Below are 17402 nucleotides of genomic sequence, written 5' to 3' on the forward strand. Positions count from 1 at the left end.
TATGTTATATAATTTTGAAGATATCAAAAAACTGGATGAGCAGCTGGAATTTGTGGATACGGCTGTCATTCCTTTCGCCGGTGCCGATATGGACGACGGGGCGCTGTCGCATGCCAACAACATCGAGCTGCTCCAGCTGGTTTCCATACAGCTGGAAAAGCAGTTCAAAGGCAGGATATTCATCACTCCGGCAATGACCACTGTAAAGTCGGACACCACGGTGCTGGAACAGTACGAAGCCCAGCTCTACGATTACGGTTTTAAAAATGTCGTGATCATCACGCATATGAAACTTGATGAACCCCACACCACGATACGCCTGAACCATATACCGCTGCAGGATATGACGAACGACATCAAGCTGGATATGGTGAAGGAAGAAGTCAAGAAAGTGATGAAATCCATCATTTCAATCTGGAACAGTTAGTTTTAAGTATTATTACACGATTATCGCATATTGCGCACATTAAAAATCATTAATGCTTATTGACCGTCAGAATTTAATAGGCTAAAATTGATATGTCCTAGTTATATTTAATGTAAAAGAACGCAAGTGTTTGAGGGGGGAAATAAAAATGTCGCAAAAAGTTACAAGACGCCAGTTCTTGAACTATTCTTTAATGGGTGTCGGATCATTTATGGCGGCCGGTATGATCCTTCCGATGGGAAGGATGGCACTCGATCCACTTTTCCAGGAAGGTGCGGAAGGTGATATGGTGACGACAAGTGTCACAATCGATGAAATCACGGAGGAGCCGATGCAGGTCGACTTCACATTCGAACAGCAGGATGCCTGGTATACGAGTGAAGTGACGGATTTTGCATGGGTGTTCCGGGAAGGCGATGAGATCATCGCATTTTCACCTGTCTGTAAACACCTGGGCTGTACAGTCACCTGGGCTGCCGATGATAACAACCCGGAAAGATTCTTCTGCCCATGCCACAACGGCTTGTATGAGAAGAACGGGAATAACGTTCCGGGAACTCCTCCAACAGGTCCATTGGATCAGTTTGAAGTGGGCGAATCTGATGGATATCTCACAATAGGCCAAGTAATTCCAAACCAATTAGTATAGGAGGGAAACTTAATGTTCAACAGAATTTATGATTGGATAGACGACCGCATGGATATCACTCCTATCTGGAGGGATGTTGCAGATCATGAGGTGCCGGAGCATGTTAACCCTGCCTATCACTTCTCTGCATTCGTCTATTGTTTTGGAGGGCTGACATTTTTCATAGTATTGATACAGATTTTATCAGGCATGTTCCTGACGATGTATTATGTACCGGATATTGTCAACGCCTGGAACTCTGTCTATTATCTTCAGCATGATGTAGCAGCTGGACTGATTGTCAGAGGTATGCACCACTGGGGTGCGAGTTTAGTTGTCGTAATGATGTTCCTACATACATTGAGGGTATTCTTTACAGGTGCTTATAAAGCTCCGAGGGAATTGAACTGGGTGGTAGGAGTACTGCTCTTTGCAACGATTCTCGGACTTGCATTCACCGGATATTTACTGCCTTGGGATATGAAAGCATTGTTCGCAACTAGAGTAGGGTTGGATATTGCGGGTAGTGTACCGTTTATCGGTGATTGGATCCAGACACTGCTGGCCGGCGACGATACAATCATTGGTGCACAGACATTGACACGATTCTTCGCTATCCATGTATTTTTCCTGCCTGCTGCATTGTTTATCTTGATGGCGATCCACTTCATCATGATACGTAGACAAGGTATCGCAGGACCACTATAGGAGAAATGGGAGGTAAAAATATATGAAACGTGGAAAAGGACTGACATTCGTCGGAGATTCCCGTATATTGAAATATGAAAAACCGAAGCTCAACCGCGACTACTCAGAATTTCCAGGGCGTACTGAAGAATTTTACCCGGATTTCCTTTTGAAAGAATGGGTGACAGGTGCAGTATTCCTGATTGGATTTTTATGTCTCACGGTTGCACACCCGGCTCCGCTTGAGCGGGTGGCTGATCCGACTGATACGGGATATATCCCACTGCCGGACTGGTACTTCCTGTTCCTTTATCAAATACTGAAGTATACCTATGCATCCGGACCGTTCAACGTCATCGGAGCCATCGTCATACCCGGCATCGCATTCACGGCACTCCTGCTCGCGCCTTGGCTCGACAACAGGAAAGACCGTCATTGGAAACGCCGTCCGATAGCAAGTGGACTCATGCTCGCATCGGTAGCGATAATCTTCTATACGACGTGGGAATCCGTTGCCTACCATGACTGGGAGCAGCAGGATGCGCAGGGTCAGATCGTCTTCTCAAACCTTGACGCTGAGGACCCCGTCTTCAATGAACTGATACGGACCAACTGTACCAGCTGTCACGGCGGGGAACTTGCCGGAGGATCGGGCCCTGGCCTGATTGAACCGGATTACCAGCCTGAGACGGTTGAAGCTTTCGTAAGGAACGGTGTGGGAGAGATGCCTGCATTTGAAGGTACATTGACCGACGAAGAAATCGTTGCGATCTCCGAGTTCGTGGCCGACCTTGAAATAGTTTCGGCAGATGAAGCACAAAATACACCGGAAACAGAAGAATAATCCGAACCCCCTTGATAAAAGGGGGTTTTTTATTAGGTGATGATGATGAATAAATTAATTGAATTGATGTTCAACAGATGGTTTTTGGTGCTTCTGCTGATAGGTAACTTTATAGGTACGGTATACGGCTATTACTGGTACAGGGGCCAGCTTGCAAACACTGAATGGTACTTCATACCTTTTGTGCCGGACAGCCCGACCGCGACGCTTTTCCTCTGCATATTGATTGTGCTCGTCCTGATGGGAAAAAAATGGGGACTCATCGATGCGCTCGCATTCACGACACTCATCAAGTACGGTGTGTGGGCTGTTGTGATGAATATGCTCACATTCATGGAAACGGGGTTCATTTCGTGGGTCGGCCTCATGCTTGTCGCATCCCATGGCATCATGGCAGTCCAGGCATTTTTATTCCTGCCGCACCTCGAGATAAAGCAGTGGCACCTGTATGCCACAGCCATCTGGCTGTTCCATAATGATGTGATCGATTACGTCTACGGACAGTATCCGGTGTACGGCCAGCTCGCCCAGTACAGTGACCATATCGGCTACTTTTCTTTCTGGCTGACGGTGCTTGTCCTTGTGCTTTTACACCAGCTGGTGCCGAGGCGTAATTCGTTGACGAACGAGTAAATATTAAAGTAAAATACAGTAAGACAATACTAGGAGGGAAATAACTTAATGGGTATCATCCTTTATTTCGTCATATTGATGATTGTGCCAATGCTTGCCCAGATGAATGTCAAATCCACTTTCAACAAGTACTCGAGAGTGCGTTCAACAAGTGGACTGACCGGGCGTGAAGTGGCAGAGGAAATCTTACATGAAAATGGCATCTATGATGTGGGTGTCGAGAGGGGCCAGGGCTTCCTGAGCGACCATTACGACCCGAAGAACAAGGTCATCCGCCTTTCACCCCACAACTATGATAAGCCGAGTGTAGCAGGTACGGCAGTCGCCGCACATGAAGTCGGACATGCGATACAGCATGCCACAGGCTACAAGTTTTTGAACTTCAGATCAGCGTTGTTCCCTCTTGCACAGTTGGGCAGCAACTTTTCATACTTCCTGATCATAGCGGGCATACTGCTTACGGCAGGTATGAATTCACCGTTCGGAAGCACATTGCTCTGGATCGGTATCGGTCTGATGGCATTCGCAGTGCTTTTCCAGCTGGTGACGCTGCCGGTCGAGTTTGATGCATCGAACCGTGCCATGAAGCAGATTGAATCGCTGAATATAGTCAATCAAAAAGAATACAGGCATGCCAAGAAAGTTCTGAACGCAGCGGCCATGACCTATGTGGCGGCTACAGCAGTCGCAGTGGCAGAGCTTGTGAGGTTCATCCTCATTGCAAGAAGCCAGAATTAAATGAATATTAATACAGTCAGAGTCCGCTCTGGCTGTATTTTTTATTTTGAATATTTCACATGGCACCGTTTTTTCTCTATAATGGGTGTATATTAATTTATTTGGAGGCAGCTATGAAAATCGCATTGATCGCCCATGATAAGAAGAAAGAAGCCTTGATCACATTCGTCAAGGATAATATCGATACTTTTATAAATCACGGTCTGTATGCGACCGGTACGACAGGCAAGATGCTTATTGAAGAGACGGGGCTCGGCATACACCGTTTCAAATCCGGTCCCCTGGGCGGGGATCAGGAAATCGGTGCCATGGTGGCGAATCATGAGATAGATGTCATCATCTTCTTCCGCGATCCATTGACGGCACAGCCACACGAACCGGATGTATCTGCATTGCTCCGGCTCTCGGATGTCTATGATGTGCCGCTTGCGACGAATGAAGGCACCGCGGGTGCGGTCATGCATTACATCAATATGAAGGACAGAGGGTGAAGGTATGAGGATCGGCATTACATGTTATCCGGGGGTCGGCGGCAGCGGCATCATCGCAACAGAGCTCGGCATCCAGATGGCCAAAAGAGGGCATCAGGTGCATTTCATCACTTCAAAAGTACCGTTCAGGCTGACGATAAACCACCCGAACATCCATATCCATCAGACGGATATCAACAGCTACAGCGTGTTCCAATATCCACCATACGACATCACCATTGCAAGTAAAATCGCAGAGGTGATAAAATATTATGACCTGGATGTCATTCATATGCACTATGCGGTGCCCCATGCCATCTGCGGCATACTTGCCAAACAGATGGCCGGGAGCGACGTCAAGATCATCAGCACGCTGCATGGCACGGACATCACGGTACTCGGGCATGATGCTTCACTGACCGATGCCATCAAGTTCGGCATCGAGTCATCCGATATAACAACTGCCGTATCCGAGAGCCTTAAGCGCGACACATACAGGCTTATAAGCCCGGATAAGGAAATCACGCCAGTGTATAATTTCATCGATGAAAAAATATTTAATCTGGAAGACAGGGAGGAAGCCGGGAAGCATCTTAAAAAGCATTACGGCATCCCGGAAGAGACCAAAGTCGTCATGCATACGTCGAATTTCAGGGCGGTCAAAAGGATCGAGGATATCATACGGGCATTCAATATCACATCACAGGAAGTGGATGCCGTACTGATGCTCGTCGGGGATGGCCCGGAAATGAACCGCATGAGGCAGCTTGTCCATAATCTCAATCTCGGTGACAAAGTCATTTTTACAGGACAGCAGAGCGATGTCGTAAGCTACTATAAAATGTCTGATTGCTTCATGCTGCTCAGCGAGCAGGAAAGCTTCGGCCTGGCTTTACTGGAAGCCATGAACTGCGGGTCGGTCCCGGTGGGGTCGGATGCAGGCGGGATCAGTGAAGTGATCCGCCATGGAGAAACGGGCTACATCGTGGAGACCGGGGATTACAGGAAGGCGGCTGAGCATCTCATACGTCTGTTGACAGATAAGGAAGAACATATGAGACTGCAAAAGAACATGCTCGACGATATCGGCATACGCTTCAAAAGTGAAAATATCATTGACCAGTATGAAAATTTATATTTCGCGTTAAAAGAGGGTAAATGATGCATACGTTATTCGAAACAGGTGCAAAAATAATGAAGAAATTGAATGACAGCGGTCATGAAGCGTTCTTCGTCGGTGGATGCGTGAGGGACTTCCATATGAAGCGCGATATACAGGATGTCGACATCACGACGGATGCAAAGCCCGGGGAAGTGGAAGAGATTTTTGAGAAGACGATAGATGTCGGGAAGGCGCACGGTACAATCATCGTCATGACGGACGACATACCTTTCGAGGTCACCACTTACCGGACCGATGGTGCATACACAAATCACCGCCATCCTGATGAGGTCATCTTTTCCAACCATCTGAACGAAGATTTGCAGCGCAGGGATTTCACAATGAATGCGATGGCCATGGACCGTGATTACACTTTCCATGACCCGTATGATGGACGCGGAGCGATCGAGAGGCATGAAATCACCACCGTCGGCCGCCCGTCCGACAGATTCGGCGAAGATGCCCTGCGCATGGTCCGTGCACTCCGGTTCATGTCGGTGCTGAACTTCAGCATCGAGGCAGACACCGAGGAAGCGATAACATTGAATGCACATCTTTTAAAACACGTTTCTGTGGAACGCATCATCACCGAGTTCAAAAAAATGTACGGGGGTGCCGCTCTGGAGCAGGCCAAACTGAAGCTCGTCCAAACGGGACTCGTCCGCCATATACCATTCTTTGCAGACGCCGGTGAAGAGGTCCTGCTCCGTAGCAGGGTGCACAGCCTGGCTGATGAGCTGGCGGTCCAGATCATTAAGAACCCGGTTCTTGAAGGCCGACTGTCCCGTTTAAAACTTTCCAAAAAAGAAGTGGGTTTCGTCAAAAGCTGCGCTGCACTTCATGATGCCCTGGAAAACGGGCTGCATCCCTTGAAGATCGCCTATTCATTTGACGAAGAGGTCATCGGGCGCTTTTCAGCCATCAATGATGAGAATCACCTGACGGACCAATATTCCCTCCTCGGTGAAGCGGCTTCCCTCAAGAAATCCCTCCCGATAAGCGGTAAACAGGATCTCGCAGTCGGCGGCAGGGAACTGATGGCATTGTTTCAGAGCCGGAGTGGGCCTTGGATAAAAGAATGTCTGAACATCATTGAAAATGAAGTGTTGTTCGGAAGGTTAAAAAACGAACATAATGATATAATCGATTGGGTGAGGCGACATGTCAAAGTTGAATCAGGAAGTGTTGAAATTACTGAGTAAACAGGATTTTTTATCCGGACAGAAAATGGCAACAGAGCTCGGCATATCAAGAACAGCTGTCTGGAAGGCCGTGAAGAGTTTGAGGGAAGAGGGATATACGGTGGAGTCTGTGACCAATAAAGGCTACAAACTGGTCGCAGCATCCAGTGAATTGAATGAAACGCTTCTGACTTCAATGGTAAAAGACTCGAGCCTCTTCTCGGAAGTCATCTATAAGGATTCCGTGGATTCCACGCAGAAACTTGCATTCGGGAAGATCACGGACATAAAGGAACCATTCATCGTCGTGGCAGGTGAACAGACCGAGGGCAGGGGGCGTTTCAACAGGGAATGGGCATCCCCTGAAAAGAGGGGGCTCTACATGTCCGCAGTCTTCAAGCCGGATATCTACCTGAATGAAATCATAAAGTTCAATCTGTTCATATCGCTTGCGATAGCGAATGCGATTGAAAAGTCCTTCAATCTGGATGCCGGCATCAAATGGCCGAATGACATCTACATAAACGGCAGAAAAGTGTGCGGCTTCCTGACCGAGGTCATCAGTGAGAACAATATGATCCAGAGCATCATCTGCGGAATCGGCCTCAATTTATATCATACAGAGGACATTTCCAAGCTGGAAACGGCAACTTCCATCGAGGATGAATTGAAGCTGGATGATAAAAAGGATTTGGATATGGAGTCTTTCCTCAAACAGCTTATAATTGATCTTGAGAAACAGTACGACCAGTTCATAAACATGCCTTTTTCATCGATCAGGGAAGAGTGGATTTCAAAGTCGATCATATTCGGCAAAGAGATGAGGATTTCCGAAATGAACCGGACATTCATGGCGAAGCCGGTGGATATCACTGATGAAGGTTTTCTGCTCGCAGTAGACCGGTATGGTGAAACCCATAAAATTATAAGTGCAGATATTGAATTTTAAAATTTGGTGATATTTAATGATTAATCAAAAGTTCGCGGTCGTCGACCTCGAAACATCCGGCAACGATATAAACAAAGACAGCATCATCCAGCTGAGCATCGTATTCATTGAGCAAAGGGAAATCATTGATCAATATACGACGTTTTTAAGTGACAGGACCGATCTGTCCGTGTTCATCCAGGAATTGACCAATATAGACGCTGACATGCTTGAAGGTGCACCCGCTTTTAAAGACATCGCGCACGAGGTGTATGATAAACTTAAAAATCATGTCTTCGTAGCCCATAACGTCGATTTCGACCTGACGTTCCTCCAAAACCATTTCAGCCAATGCGGGCTGCATTTTTCCCCGTATTTGACGCTGGATACAGTGGAGCTGTCAAAGATCTTCCTGCCGGCTGAAAACAGTTTCCAGCTGGCGGATATCGCTTCCGGCGCGGGCATAGAGTTGTCCAATGCCCACAGGGCGGATGAGGATGCGCTCGCCACAGCCCGGCTGCTGCTGCATTTATTCGAAAAAATGATGAAGACCAACAGCGAGACGTTGAAGCAGCTGTATCACCTGTCCAAAAATTTGAGGTTCAGCCTTGCGGATCTGATTTTCAGCATACTGTCCGAAGCGGAACTCGGCCATCCTCCGGAACACTTGAAGCGCTATGACAGCTTCTATATCAACGAGATGGTCCTTCCTGCGTATGACCTGCCCAAGTATACGGTCGAAGAGCTTTATGACCGCTATATTGCCGGCACGGGTGCAGCGTACAGGGCGGATCAGCTGAAGCTTGCAAATGAGATTTTCAGCCATTTTGAAGAGGGGCGGCACCTTGCGATCGAGGCATATACCGGGATAGGGAAGACCGGCGCCCTGCTGATTGCGGCCGTGAGTTTTCATTCCATGTATCAGGATCAGGTCCTCGTTTCCACTTCAAGGAAAATCCTGCAGAATCAGATGGTCAACATCGAACTCGAAAAGCTGACCCGGGCACTTGATTTGAATTTGGAGTTCATCAATCTGAAGGGGCGGGAAAACTATCTTGATCTGAACGCGGTGAGTGCGCTTCTTGAGACGGAGGACAATAATCCTGAAATCGTCCTACTCAAGATGAGGATACTGACCTGGCTGCTTGAAACCGTGACGGGTGATCTGTCGGAGATAGGGCTCAGGGGCCCTGAGCAGGCCTATTACAAAACGATGCTCATCCAGACCGGGAAGAACGACAGCCATTATTACTTCGACCTGGCGCTCAAAAAGGCATCGCGCGCCCCGATCGTGTTCACAAACCATTATTTCATACAGGACTGCCTGGAGCACCTGGACGGTGTTAAGCATATCATCGTGGATGAGGCACACCAGCTGAAAAATGCACTCGACCAGCGGACTGAGACGGAATATGCATATCATGATATGAAATTTTTCGTCGGTCAGGTCGGCACGCCGAGGCAGAACCGTCTGCTCAGTTCATATATTGAAAACAATGACTTCAGGCAGGCCTACCTGCTTGAGGAGCTGATGGAGAAGCTCAATGAGCATGTCGACATGCTCTTCAATGCCATCCAGGCGGGCAACCTGGAAAGTGCCGGCAGCATCATCCGGCGCGCCCTGGAATTCTGTTCGATATTCCTGGGTACTATACGGGGGACGAATCAGTACCAGGCGCTTTACAATCATATGCATTACTTTTCGATGAGCCTGACAGAGCTTTCCAATGCAATTGAAAACGGCAATTACACCATACAGCATGACAGGAACATCCAAAGGCTGAAATTCATCGTCACAAAGCCGCCCTTTTCACTGCTCGGGGAGGCGCACGGTACAGAGTCCCTGATCATGATGTCCGGAACCCTTGAGGTCAAGGGGACCTTCGACCATCTGAAGGATTTGTTCAACGGGGAGGAATATGATACGGCCATCATCAGCAATGCGTCTTTATTCAGCAACACGAAGCTTTTCATACCTGATGACATACCCGATTACGACCACAACGATGATGAGTATGTGTATGCGCTCCTCGATTATATCGCGATGTATTTGAGCGAGACCGAAGGGAAGCTGCTCGTCATATTCTCGAGCTATGAACTGCTGCACAAAGTATATGAGATGACGAAGGAAATAGATATGTTCAATGATTTCATCGTCCTCAGGCAAAACCGCTCCGGCTCCCCGGATAAATTGCTGATGCAGTACAACCAGCTTGATAAGGCGCTGCTGCTTGCGACCTCCAGCTTCAGCGAAGGGATCAATATAGAGGGTACGGATGATAAATGCATCATGATCTCAAAACTGCCTTTCCCGGTGCCGAAGGGTAATGACTTCAAATCATTCTATACGGACGACCTCCCCCGGGCGGTGTTCCAGTTCAGGCAGCTGGCGGGGCGGGTCAAAAGGAATGAAAATGATAAGGGGCTTGTGCTGCTGCTTGATAAGAGAATCATGTATAAGCCTTACAGAAACGCATTTTTGAAATATTTCCCCGAAGAAAATATCATCAACGGCCCGAGGAAGGCTTTTAAACACTACCTGAGTGATTTATAATTGGTATGATCTAATATAATATGTTTTTAAAAGGAGCAGAACTATGGAACTATCCCAGCGTGTTCAAAATTTAACACCAAGCCAGACTCTGGCCATCACTGCCAAGGCGGCTGAACTGAAATCCCAGGGTGTCGACATCATCGGACTCGGTGCAGGCGAACCCGACTTCAACACACCTGATGAGATCATTGAAAAGTCTTTCGAGGCCGTGAAGAACGGTGCGACGAAATATACACCCGCAGCCGGCATACCGGAACTGAAATCAGCCATTTCGGATAAGATGATGAGAGATCATCAGCTTGAGTATGAACCGTCCGAAATATTCGTCGCATCTGGTGCAAAGCATGTATTGTATAACGTCTTCCAGGCACTGGTCGATGAAGGAGACGAAGTCATCATCCCGTCACCGTACTGGGTGAGTTACACCGAACAGGTGAAACTTGCAGAAGGCACGCCGGTGCTCGTCCATACAGACGAGTCCACTTCTTTTAAATTGACACCCGAACTTCTGAAAGAAAACATCACCGAAAACACTAAAATACTGATGCTGAATTCACCGAACAACCCGACGGGGATGGTCTATTCAAAAGAGGAGCTTGAAGCACTCGCCGAGGTCGTCGTAGAAAATGACCTCATCGTCGTGGCGGATGAAATCTATGAAGTGCTCGTCTATGATGTCGGCCATCATTCGATCGCCTCGGTGAGCGAGGAGATGAAAGCCCGCACCGTGGTCATCAACGGCGTCAGCAAGTCCCACGCCATGACCGGCTGGAGGATCGGCTATGCATGCGGCGACAAAGCGCTGATCAAGGGCCTGACGGGCCTTGCGAGCCAGTCGACATCCAACCCGGCCTCGCCGTCACAATGGGCTGCAGTCGCCGCCTATGAGATGGATGAAGGATTCCTCAAGGAATTCAACCAGACGTTCCGGGAGCGCAGGGACCATGCCCATGCACTGCTTGAGGAAATACCGCACACGACCTGCATCAAACCCGAAGGTGCCTTCTACCTGTTCCCGAACTTCAGGGAATGCACCGACAAGATGGGATACGCGACTGTCGATGATTTCGTCAAGGATCTGCTGGAGAAGGCGCATGTCGCCGTCGTCCCGGGATCTGCTTTCGGACTTGATGATAATATCCGCATCAGCTATTCGACAAGCAGGGAAGCGATGACGGAGGCCATGGAACGCATTAAAAACTTTGTTACTGAAAGATTAGAAGGAGTTTAAGAATGAAGATCACGATAAAAGAATCACCGAAGTATGAAGGACAGGAAGTCACTATAGGATGCTGGCTGCTGCAGAAACGGGGCAGCGGAAAGCTGCAGTTCCTGCAGCTCCGGGACGGCTCGGGCTTTATGCAGGGCGTCGTCGTCAAGGTGAATGATGAAGCATTGTTCGAAACCGCCAAGGGCCTGAACCAGGAGACGTCGATGTACGTCACCGGAACAATCAAAAAGGACGAACGCTCATCTTTCGGCTATGAGATGGAAGTTTCCAAAATAGACATCATTCATGAGTCTGAAGGGTATCCGATCACGCCGAAGGAGCACGGGCCGGAATTCCTGCTCGATCACCGCCATCTGTGGCTGCGCTCAAGAAAACAGCATGCCGTCATGAACATCAGGAACCAGATCATCAAGAGCACGCATGACTTTTTCTTCGACAACGGCTTCAAGAAGATCGACTCGCCGATTTTGACGAACAGTGCCCCGGAAGGGACGACTGAACTGTTCCATACGAAATACTTCGATGAGGATGCTTTCCTCTCCCAAAGCGGGCAGCTGTATGCCGAGGCTGCAGCGATGGCGCACGGTAAAGTATTCACGATGGGGCCGACGTTCAGGGCGGAAAAGTCCAAAACCCGCCGTCATCTGATCGAGTTCTGGATGATCGAACCGGAAATGGCCTTCTACGAGCACGATGACAGCCTGGAAGTCCAGGAACAGTATGTGGAGTATGTCGTTCAGAATGTGCTGGAGCACTGCAGGCTCGACCTCGAAGCCCTCGGAAGGGAGACTTCCGTGCTTGAGCAGATCAAAGCGCCTTTCCCGCGCATCACCTACACAGATGCCGTCGAACTGCTGCATGAAAAAGGTTACGATGACATCGAGTGGGGTGACGACTTCGGCGCCCCGCATGAGACGGAAATCGCCAAACATTATGATAAGCCCGTCTTCATCGTCAATTATCCAAAAGAAATCAAATCATTCTATATGGAAGAGAATCCTGACGATCCAAGGACGGTGCTGTGTGCAGATCTGATTGCACCTGAAGGATACGGTGAAATCATCGGCGGCAGTGAGAGGATCCACGATTATGAGACATTGAAGCAGCGCATCGTCGATTCCGGCCTCGATGTGGGTGCATATGAATGGTACCTCGACCTCAGAAAATACGGCAGCGTGCCGCACTCGGGCTTCGGCCTCGGACTGGAGCGGACGGTCGCATGGCTGTCAGGCGTCCAGCACGTGAGGGAGACATCACCGTTCCCGAGACTTTTGAACCGCCTGTACCCATAATTTAAAATGTCAGTCTGACAGCAGTGTGTTGCAATCCAATTGTGCACACTGCTGTTTATTGGAAGGAAGGTAGTACAGTGTTGGAGAAATATATACGCAACATCACTTTCCCGGTCAATAAAATCCTCTTTGACCATTACAGTGAGCTCGGCCTTGATGAAAGTGAAGTGATCATACTGATAAAACTGATGGAGCACCATTCAGATTCAAGGCCGCTGCCCGACATCACACAGCTCACCGAAGGGACGACACTGTCCGGCAGGGCCATCAACATGATCATGGAGCAGTTGATCGGCAAATCATTCATCGAAATTTCCCATGATACCGCTGAACGCGGCAAGGCAGAAATCCTGAGCGTGGAACCGGCATACCGGAAGCTTGCCGAATTCATATCTTCGGACAAAAAGGGCGTGAAAGATGAACACCAGATACAGGAGCTGTTCTCCTTCGTCGAAAACCTGTACGGCAGGGCGCTCTCACCGAGTGAATTTGAACGGATGAACAGCTGGCTTGCGGATTCCGGCTATTCTGTGGATATGATCAAGGAATCCGTGAACCTCGCCTATAAAAATCAAATCACATCCCTGCAGTATGTGGAACGCATATTGAACAACCTGAACCGCACACCGCTCGAGCCGCAAAGGGAGCGGCCGCCGGTCAGGGACTGGCTGAAAGGAGAAGATCTGGATGATTAGTGGTAAAAAGACCGTTGAAATGCTGGACGTGATCGACGGGATGTTCCCGGACGCGGAGGCGGAACTCGTCTACAGCAACAACTTTGAGCTGACGATTGCGGTGCTGTTGTCTGCACAGGCAACCGACAACCACGTTAACAAAGTCACAAAAGAACTGTTTAAAAAATATAAGACCCCTGAAGATTATGTGGCCGTCCCCCTTGAAGAGCTGCAAAATGATATACGGACGATCGGGCTGTTCAGGAACAAGGCAAAAAATATCCAAAAACTCTGTCAGGACTTGATAGACAAGTTCGACGGCATCGTTCCCGGTAATTATAATGATCTCGTCAGCCTTGCAGGCGTGGGGCGGAAGACGGCGAACGTGGTGCTGTCTGTTGCATTCGATGTGCCCCGCATCGCGGTCGACACGCATGTCGAGCGGGTGAGCAAACGGCTCGGCATCGCGAGGTACAAGGATAATGTGACGCAGGTCGAGGAAACGCTGATGAAGAAGATCCCCGAACACAGGTGGAGCAAGGCGCACCATCAGCTGATATTCTTCGGCAGGTACCACTGCACTGCAAGGAGTCCGAAATGCGGCACGTGCCCGCTTCTCGATGATTGCAGGGAAGGGCAGAAGCGCATGAAGCGGAAGCTGAAAACGGAAGCTGCTGAAAAAATTGAAGAATGATATGAAAAAAGACAGGACCGCTTGTGCGGATCCTGTCCTTTTTTGTTTAAGCAGCATCATCATCTGCATCTTCTGCCGGTTCACTCTCCGGAGCTTCATCCGTCGAGTCATCGCCGCTCTCTTCAGGCGGGGACTCGTCGGGCACGGTTTCTGCCTCTTCATTGGTGTTCTCTTCCTGTTCCGTGCCGACATTTCCTGGCCCGTCGTCAACAGATTCCTGCTCAACCGGATCCTCATTCACTTCTTCACCGGTTGAAGGCTCCCCGGTGACCGGAGTCTCCTCGATTTCCTCATCCTCCTGGCTGTCATTTTGACCGGATGATTCCTCGTCATCACCGTTGCTTTCCTCATCACCGCCGTTACCCCAGCTCCAGTTCCAGGAGTTGTTGCTGCCATTGTCATCATCACCGTTGTCTCCATTGCCTCCATCACTGCCTCCATCACTGCCGCCGCTGCCTGTGCCGCCTGATGAACCGGATTCTTCATACTCTGCGAAGTCCTCACTGCCCTGGACGGCAAGCTCACCGTTGTTCATCCGGATGACGCTGTCAGGCTGTTCAAAATCCTGGCCGTTGTAAGTGCTGATGCTCTGCATGATATCCCTGAAGAACCACTGTGGGGTGATGTGCTCATCGGTGCCGACGAACGAAGTTTCACCGCCTTCTTCCGTTGCAGTGAACCCGGTCCAGACGCTCATCGTATATTCAGGTGTGTAGCCGACGATCCAGGCATCTTTTGCTGCATTGTCCGGGAGGTCCTGCTCTTCCCTGAGCTCCCTTGAATAGGAGGTGGTGCCCGTCTTCGCAGCGATGTTCAAGCCGTCCATGTATATATAGTCGGCACTGCCGTACGGTTCAAACGTATCTTTCAGTATGTCCGTCAGCATATAGGCCGTATAGTCTTCCATCACCTGTTCCGACTCATGTTCGAATTCGACGGTGTCGCCGTTGTTTGTTACGACATGCCTCACTGCATGGGCTGAATTATATTCACCATTGTTGCCGAGGGCCGAATAGGCTTCCGCCATCTGCAGCGGGGTGAATGCGGAATCCCTGCCGCCGAGCACATCATTGAATGACACTTCATAATCGCCTTCACCGATTGCCGTGTAATCGAAGCCGACCTCTTCTGCAAATTCACGCGGCGCATCTCCGCCCGCTTCATCCTTTACGATTTCGTAGGCTTTGACCGCCGGTATGTTGTAGCTGCGGCTGAGTGCCTCCCGTATCGTCACCTGGCCATGGTCCTGCATATCATAGTTGTAGATGCTGATGTGATCGATGCCTTCCGGGGAATACTCGTACTCATCTTCAACCGTCTGATCCGTCCGCCATTCCAGTTCTTCGATCGCCGGGCCGTATGAGAGGAACGGTTTCATCGTCGAACCGACGTTCCTCGGCACAAGCGCCTGGTTGTGGTCCACGACTTCCTGATAATCGCGTCCGCCCGAAATCGCTATGAGTTCGCCGCTCTGTGTATCCAGAATCGTCGATGCGATGTCGAAATCATCACTCTGGAATTTCGGGTTATAGTAATAGTCCCTGTTATCCGTCAAATTCTGCAGATTCCTCTGGATGCCTGCATCCATGTTCGTATAAATCTCTATGCCGCTCGCCATCAATTCACTGATGTCCACATTCCTGAAACTGTCATGTGCTGAGATTTCATTTTTGATGAAATTGATGTAGGAGGCGAACTCCGGGTTTTCAGGTTCAGTGGACGCCCGGTCTTCATCGCTCCTCTCCACAAGACCCGCGTAGAGGTCATGATTCTGCGCCTCTTCGTATTCCTCCGATGAAATGCGCTCATGCTCATGCATCAGCCTGAGGACGATCTGTGCACGGTCGACGCCGCGGTTGTCCTCGACATACAGGTTGTACCTGTTCGGCAGCTGGGGCAGGCCGGCAAGGTAGGCCGCTTCCGCAAGATTGAGGTCATCGAGCTCCTTGTCGAAATAATACTGGCTTGCCGTCCTGATGCCGTATATGCCGTCGGAGTAATAAATCTTATTCAAATACATCTCGAGGATCTCATCCTTCGAGTACTCCTGTTCCAGCCTGTAGGCGAGGTAGGCCTCCTGGGCCTTCCTCTCGATCGATTTATCGTCGGTCAGGAAGGTACGCTTGACCACCTGTTGAGTGATCGTACTCGCACCTTCACTTCCAAATCCGTCGAATATGTTGCTCAGGACAGCTGAACCGAGCCTCCAGAAGTCGATGGCGCCGTGCTCGTAGAAGCGGTTGTCCTCAACGGCAAGGACGGCATCCACCACGTGGTCCGGCACATCCTCGATATCCACCGATTCACGCCTCTGTCCCTGATACACCGTAGTCACGAGTTCATCGTTACGGTCATAAATCTGGGCAGGCACGGGGTCGCGCAATTTCTCTTCGCTGAATGCCGGCGCCTGAGAGACATAATAGGCAAACAGCATAGAGCCCAGCACGAGGAAGATCAGACCGATGAGGACGGTGAGTATGAGGACGCGTTTGACGATCGATTTCCTGCTCAATTTCTGGTTCTGTCCCCGTTTCCTCTTGCTGTTCTTCGTACCTGCACTTCTTTTATAGTTATCTTTCATTAAAATTCTCCATTCCGAAAATAAATTTCATCCACCGCACTCAAATAATCGATGCGGGGATTCAGGCCTTCTTTGAGCTGATGGCTGTCAGCCATGATATCCGTCCGTGAGACGGATTTCTTTTCATCGCTCAAAAACCGCTCCCAGTGCACCATGAATTTCTCAATCGGCATCAGATAAGTTTCTTCAAGGGTTGAAAAGCGTATGATCAGGAAGACGATGCCGCCGTGATCATGGCACTGCTTCATATGTTCCACCTGGTGTGCGTGTATATTGATCAAAGGAAAGCGTGTCTTGTTTTTGGTCTCCTTCGCTTCGAAATCAATGTACCTGCCTTTGTAGACGCCGTTGTAGTCGCTTGTGGAAGGCGTCTTGAAATAGGCTTCATCAATCTTCGCACGGTTCCTTGAAGGGTAATCCACATTGACGATCTGAACCGGCGTCGGCTTCTTATGAATGACTGCACGTGAAATGCTCAAATAGTAACTGTTCGTCACATCGAGATCCTTCTCCAGGGTCATGCCGCGCTGACCATACTTCACTTTTTTGCCGGTTGCCTTACGGGTGTTCCGATATTGTCTCGGCTTGACGCCTTTGGGATATTTCATGTACATCGCCTTTCATTATAATATATGTCATAATATTATACATTAATTAGCATACGGGAAACCAATCAAT

Annotated in this window: 17 protein-coding genes; 15 read left to right on the plus strand and 2 right to left on the minus strand. The window is 49.4% G+C overall.

The genetic code is table 11. The annotated features are described in order from the left end of the window. Position 1: 1 nt before the first annotated feature. The 15 genes from CRN96_RS02845 (at position 2) to nth (ending at position 14143) form a co-directional block, all read left to right on the plus strand. Positions 2-427: a DUF2487 family protein gene (locus CRN96_RS02845; protein WP_097038948.1), complete on the plus strand. Its 426-nt coding sequence runs from the start codon at positions 2-4 to the stop codon at positions 425-427. Positions 428-575: 148 nt separating this feature from the next. Then, on the plus strand, positions 576-1076 hold the full coding sequence (locus CRN96_RS02850) for a QcrA and Rieske domain-containing protein (protein WP_097038949.1): 501 nt from the start codon (positions 576-578) through the stop codon (positions 1074-1076). A gap of 12 nt (positions 1077-1088) precedes the next feature. Continuing rightward, positions 1089-1763, plus strand: coding sequence for a menaquinol-cytochrome c reductase cytochrome b subunit (gene qcrB, locus CRN96_RS02855; RefSeq protein WP_097038952.1), 675 nt, complete (start codon positions 1089-1091; stop codon positions 1761-1763). Positions 1764-1785: 22 nt separating this feature from the next. Then, a complete protein-coding gene (locus tag CRN96_RS02860; protein WP_097038955.1) occupies positions 1786-2586 on the plus strand; it encodes a menaquinol-cytochrome c reductase cytochrome b/c subunit in 801 nt (266 codons plus the stop codon). Positions 2587-2631: 45 nt separating this feature from the next. Continuing rightward, positions 2632-3219, plus strand: coding sequence for a DUF1405 domain-containing protein (locus CRN96_RS02865; RefSeq protein ID WP_097039679.1), 588 nt, complete (start codon positions 2632-2634; stop codon positions 3217-3219). A 48-nt stretch (positions 3220-3267) separates the two neighbouring features. After that, entirely contained in the window at positions 3268-3957 is a 690-nt protein-coding gene (locus CRN96_RS02870) for a zinc metallopeptidase (protein WP_097038957.1), read from the plus strand. A gap of 113 nt (positions 3958-4070) precedes the next feature. Further along, positions 4071-4448 carry a methylglyoxal synthase gene (locus tag CRN96_RS02875; RefSeq protein ID WP_097038959.1) on the plus strand — a complete coding sequence of 126 codons (378 nt, stop codon included), beginning with the start codon at positions 4071-4073 and terminating at the stop codon, positions 4446-4448. 4 nt (positions 4449-4452) lie between these two features. Then, on the plus strand, positions 4453-5589 hold the full coding sequence (gene bshA / locus CRN96_RS02880) for an N-acetyl-alpha-D-glucosaminyl L-malate synthase BshA (protein WP_097038961.1): 1137 nt from the start codon (positions 4453-4455) through the stop codon (positions 5587-5589). Beyond that, positions 5589-6791, plus strand: a complete 1203-nt coding sequence (locus CRN96_RS02885) for a CCA tRNA nucleotidyltransferase (RefSeq protein ID WP_179647079.1) — start codon at positions 5589-5591, stop codon at positions 6789-6791. Before bshA ends, CRN96_RS02885 begins: the two co-directional genes overlap by 1 nt. Then, positions 6751-7719: a biotin--[acetyl-CoA-carboxylase] ligase gene (locus CRN96_RS02890; RefSeq protein WP_097038965.1), complete on the plus strand. Its 969-nt coding sequence runs from the start codon at positions 6751-6753 to the stop codon at positions 7717-7719. Before CRN96_RS02885 ends, CRN96_RS02890 begins: the two co-directional genes overlap by 41 nt. Positions 7720-7735: 16 nt before the next feature. Further along, positions 7736-10252 (plus strand): helicase C-terminal domain-containing protein, encoded by a 2517-nt coding sequence (locus CRN96_RS02895; protein ID WP_097038968.1) that lies wholly within the window; start codon positions 7736-7738, stop codon positions 10250-10252. Between the two features lie 43 nt (positions 10253-10295). Beyond that, positions 10296-11483, plus strand: a complete 1188-nt coding sequence (locus CRN96_RS02900; protein ID WP_097038970.1) for a pyridoxal phosphate-dependent aminotransferase — start codon at positions 10296-10298, stop codon at positions 11481-11483. A 2-nt stretch (positions 11484-11485) separates the two neighbouring features. Next, positions 11486-12775: an asparagine--tRNA ligase gene (gene asnS, locus CRN96_RS02905; protein WP_097038972.1), complete on the plus strand. Its 1290-nt coding sequence runs from the start codon at positions 11486-11488 to the stop codon at positions 12773-12775. 77 nt (positions 12776-12852) lie between these two features. After that, positions 12853-13470, plus strand: coding sequence for a DnaD domain-containing protein (locus CRN96_RS02910; protein WP_097038974.1), 618 nt, complete (start codon positions 12853-12855; stop codon positions 13468-13470). Next, positions 13463-14143 (plus strand): endonuclease III, encoded by a 681-nt coding sequence (gene nth / locus CRN96_RS02915; protein WP_097038976.1) that lies wholly within the window; start codon positions 13463-13465, stop codon positions 14141-14143. Before CRN96_RS02910 ends, nth begins: the two co-directional genes overlap by 8 nt. Before the next feature lie 46 nt (positions 14144-14189). Here nth and CRN96_RS02920 read toward each other — a convergent pair whose 3' ends face one another. Beyond that, a complete protein-coding gene (locus CRN96_RS02920; protein ID WP_097038978.1) occupies positions 14190-16724 on the minus strand; it encodes a transglycosylase domain-containing protein in 2535 nt (844 codons plus the stop codon). After that, complete coding sequence (recU, locus tag CRN96_RS02925) at positions 16724-17332, minus strand: Holliday junction resolvase RecU (RefSeq protein ID WP_097038980.1); 609 nt, start codon at positions 17330-17332, stop codon at positions 16724-16726. Before recU ends, CRN96_RS02920 begins: the two co-directional genes overlap by 1 nt. Positions 17333-17402: the final 70 nt, after the last annotated feature.

This window comes from Salinicoccus kekensis (genome assembly GCF_900220995.1).
In the GTDB taxonomy this organism is placed as follows: domain Bacteria; phylum Bacillota; class Bacilli; order Staphylococcales; family Salinicoccaceae; genus Lacicoccus; species Lacicoccus kekensis.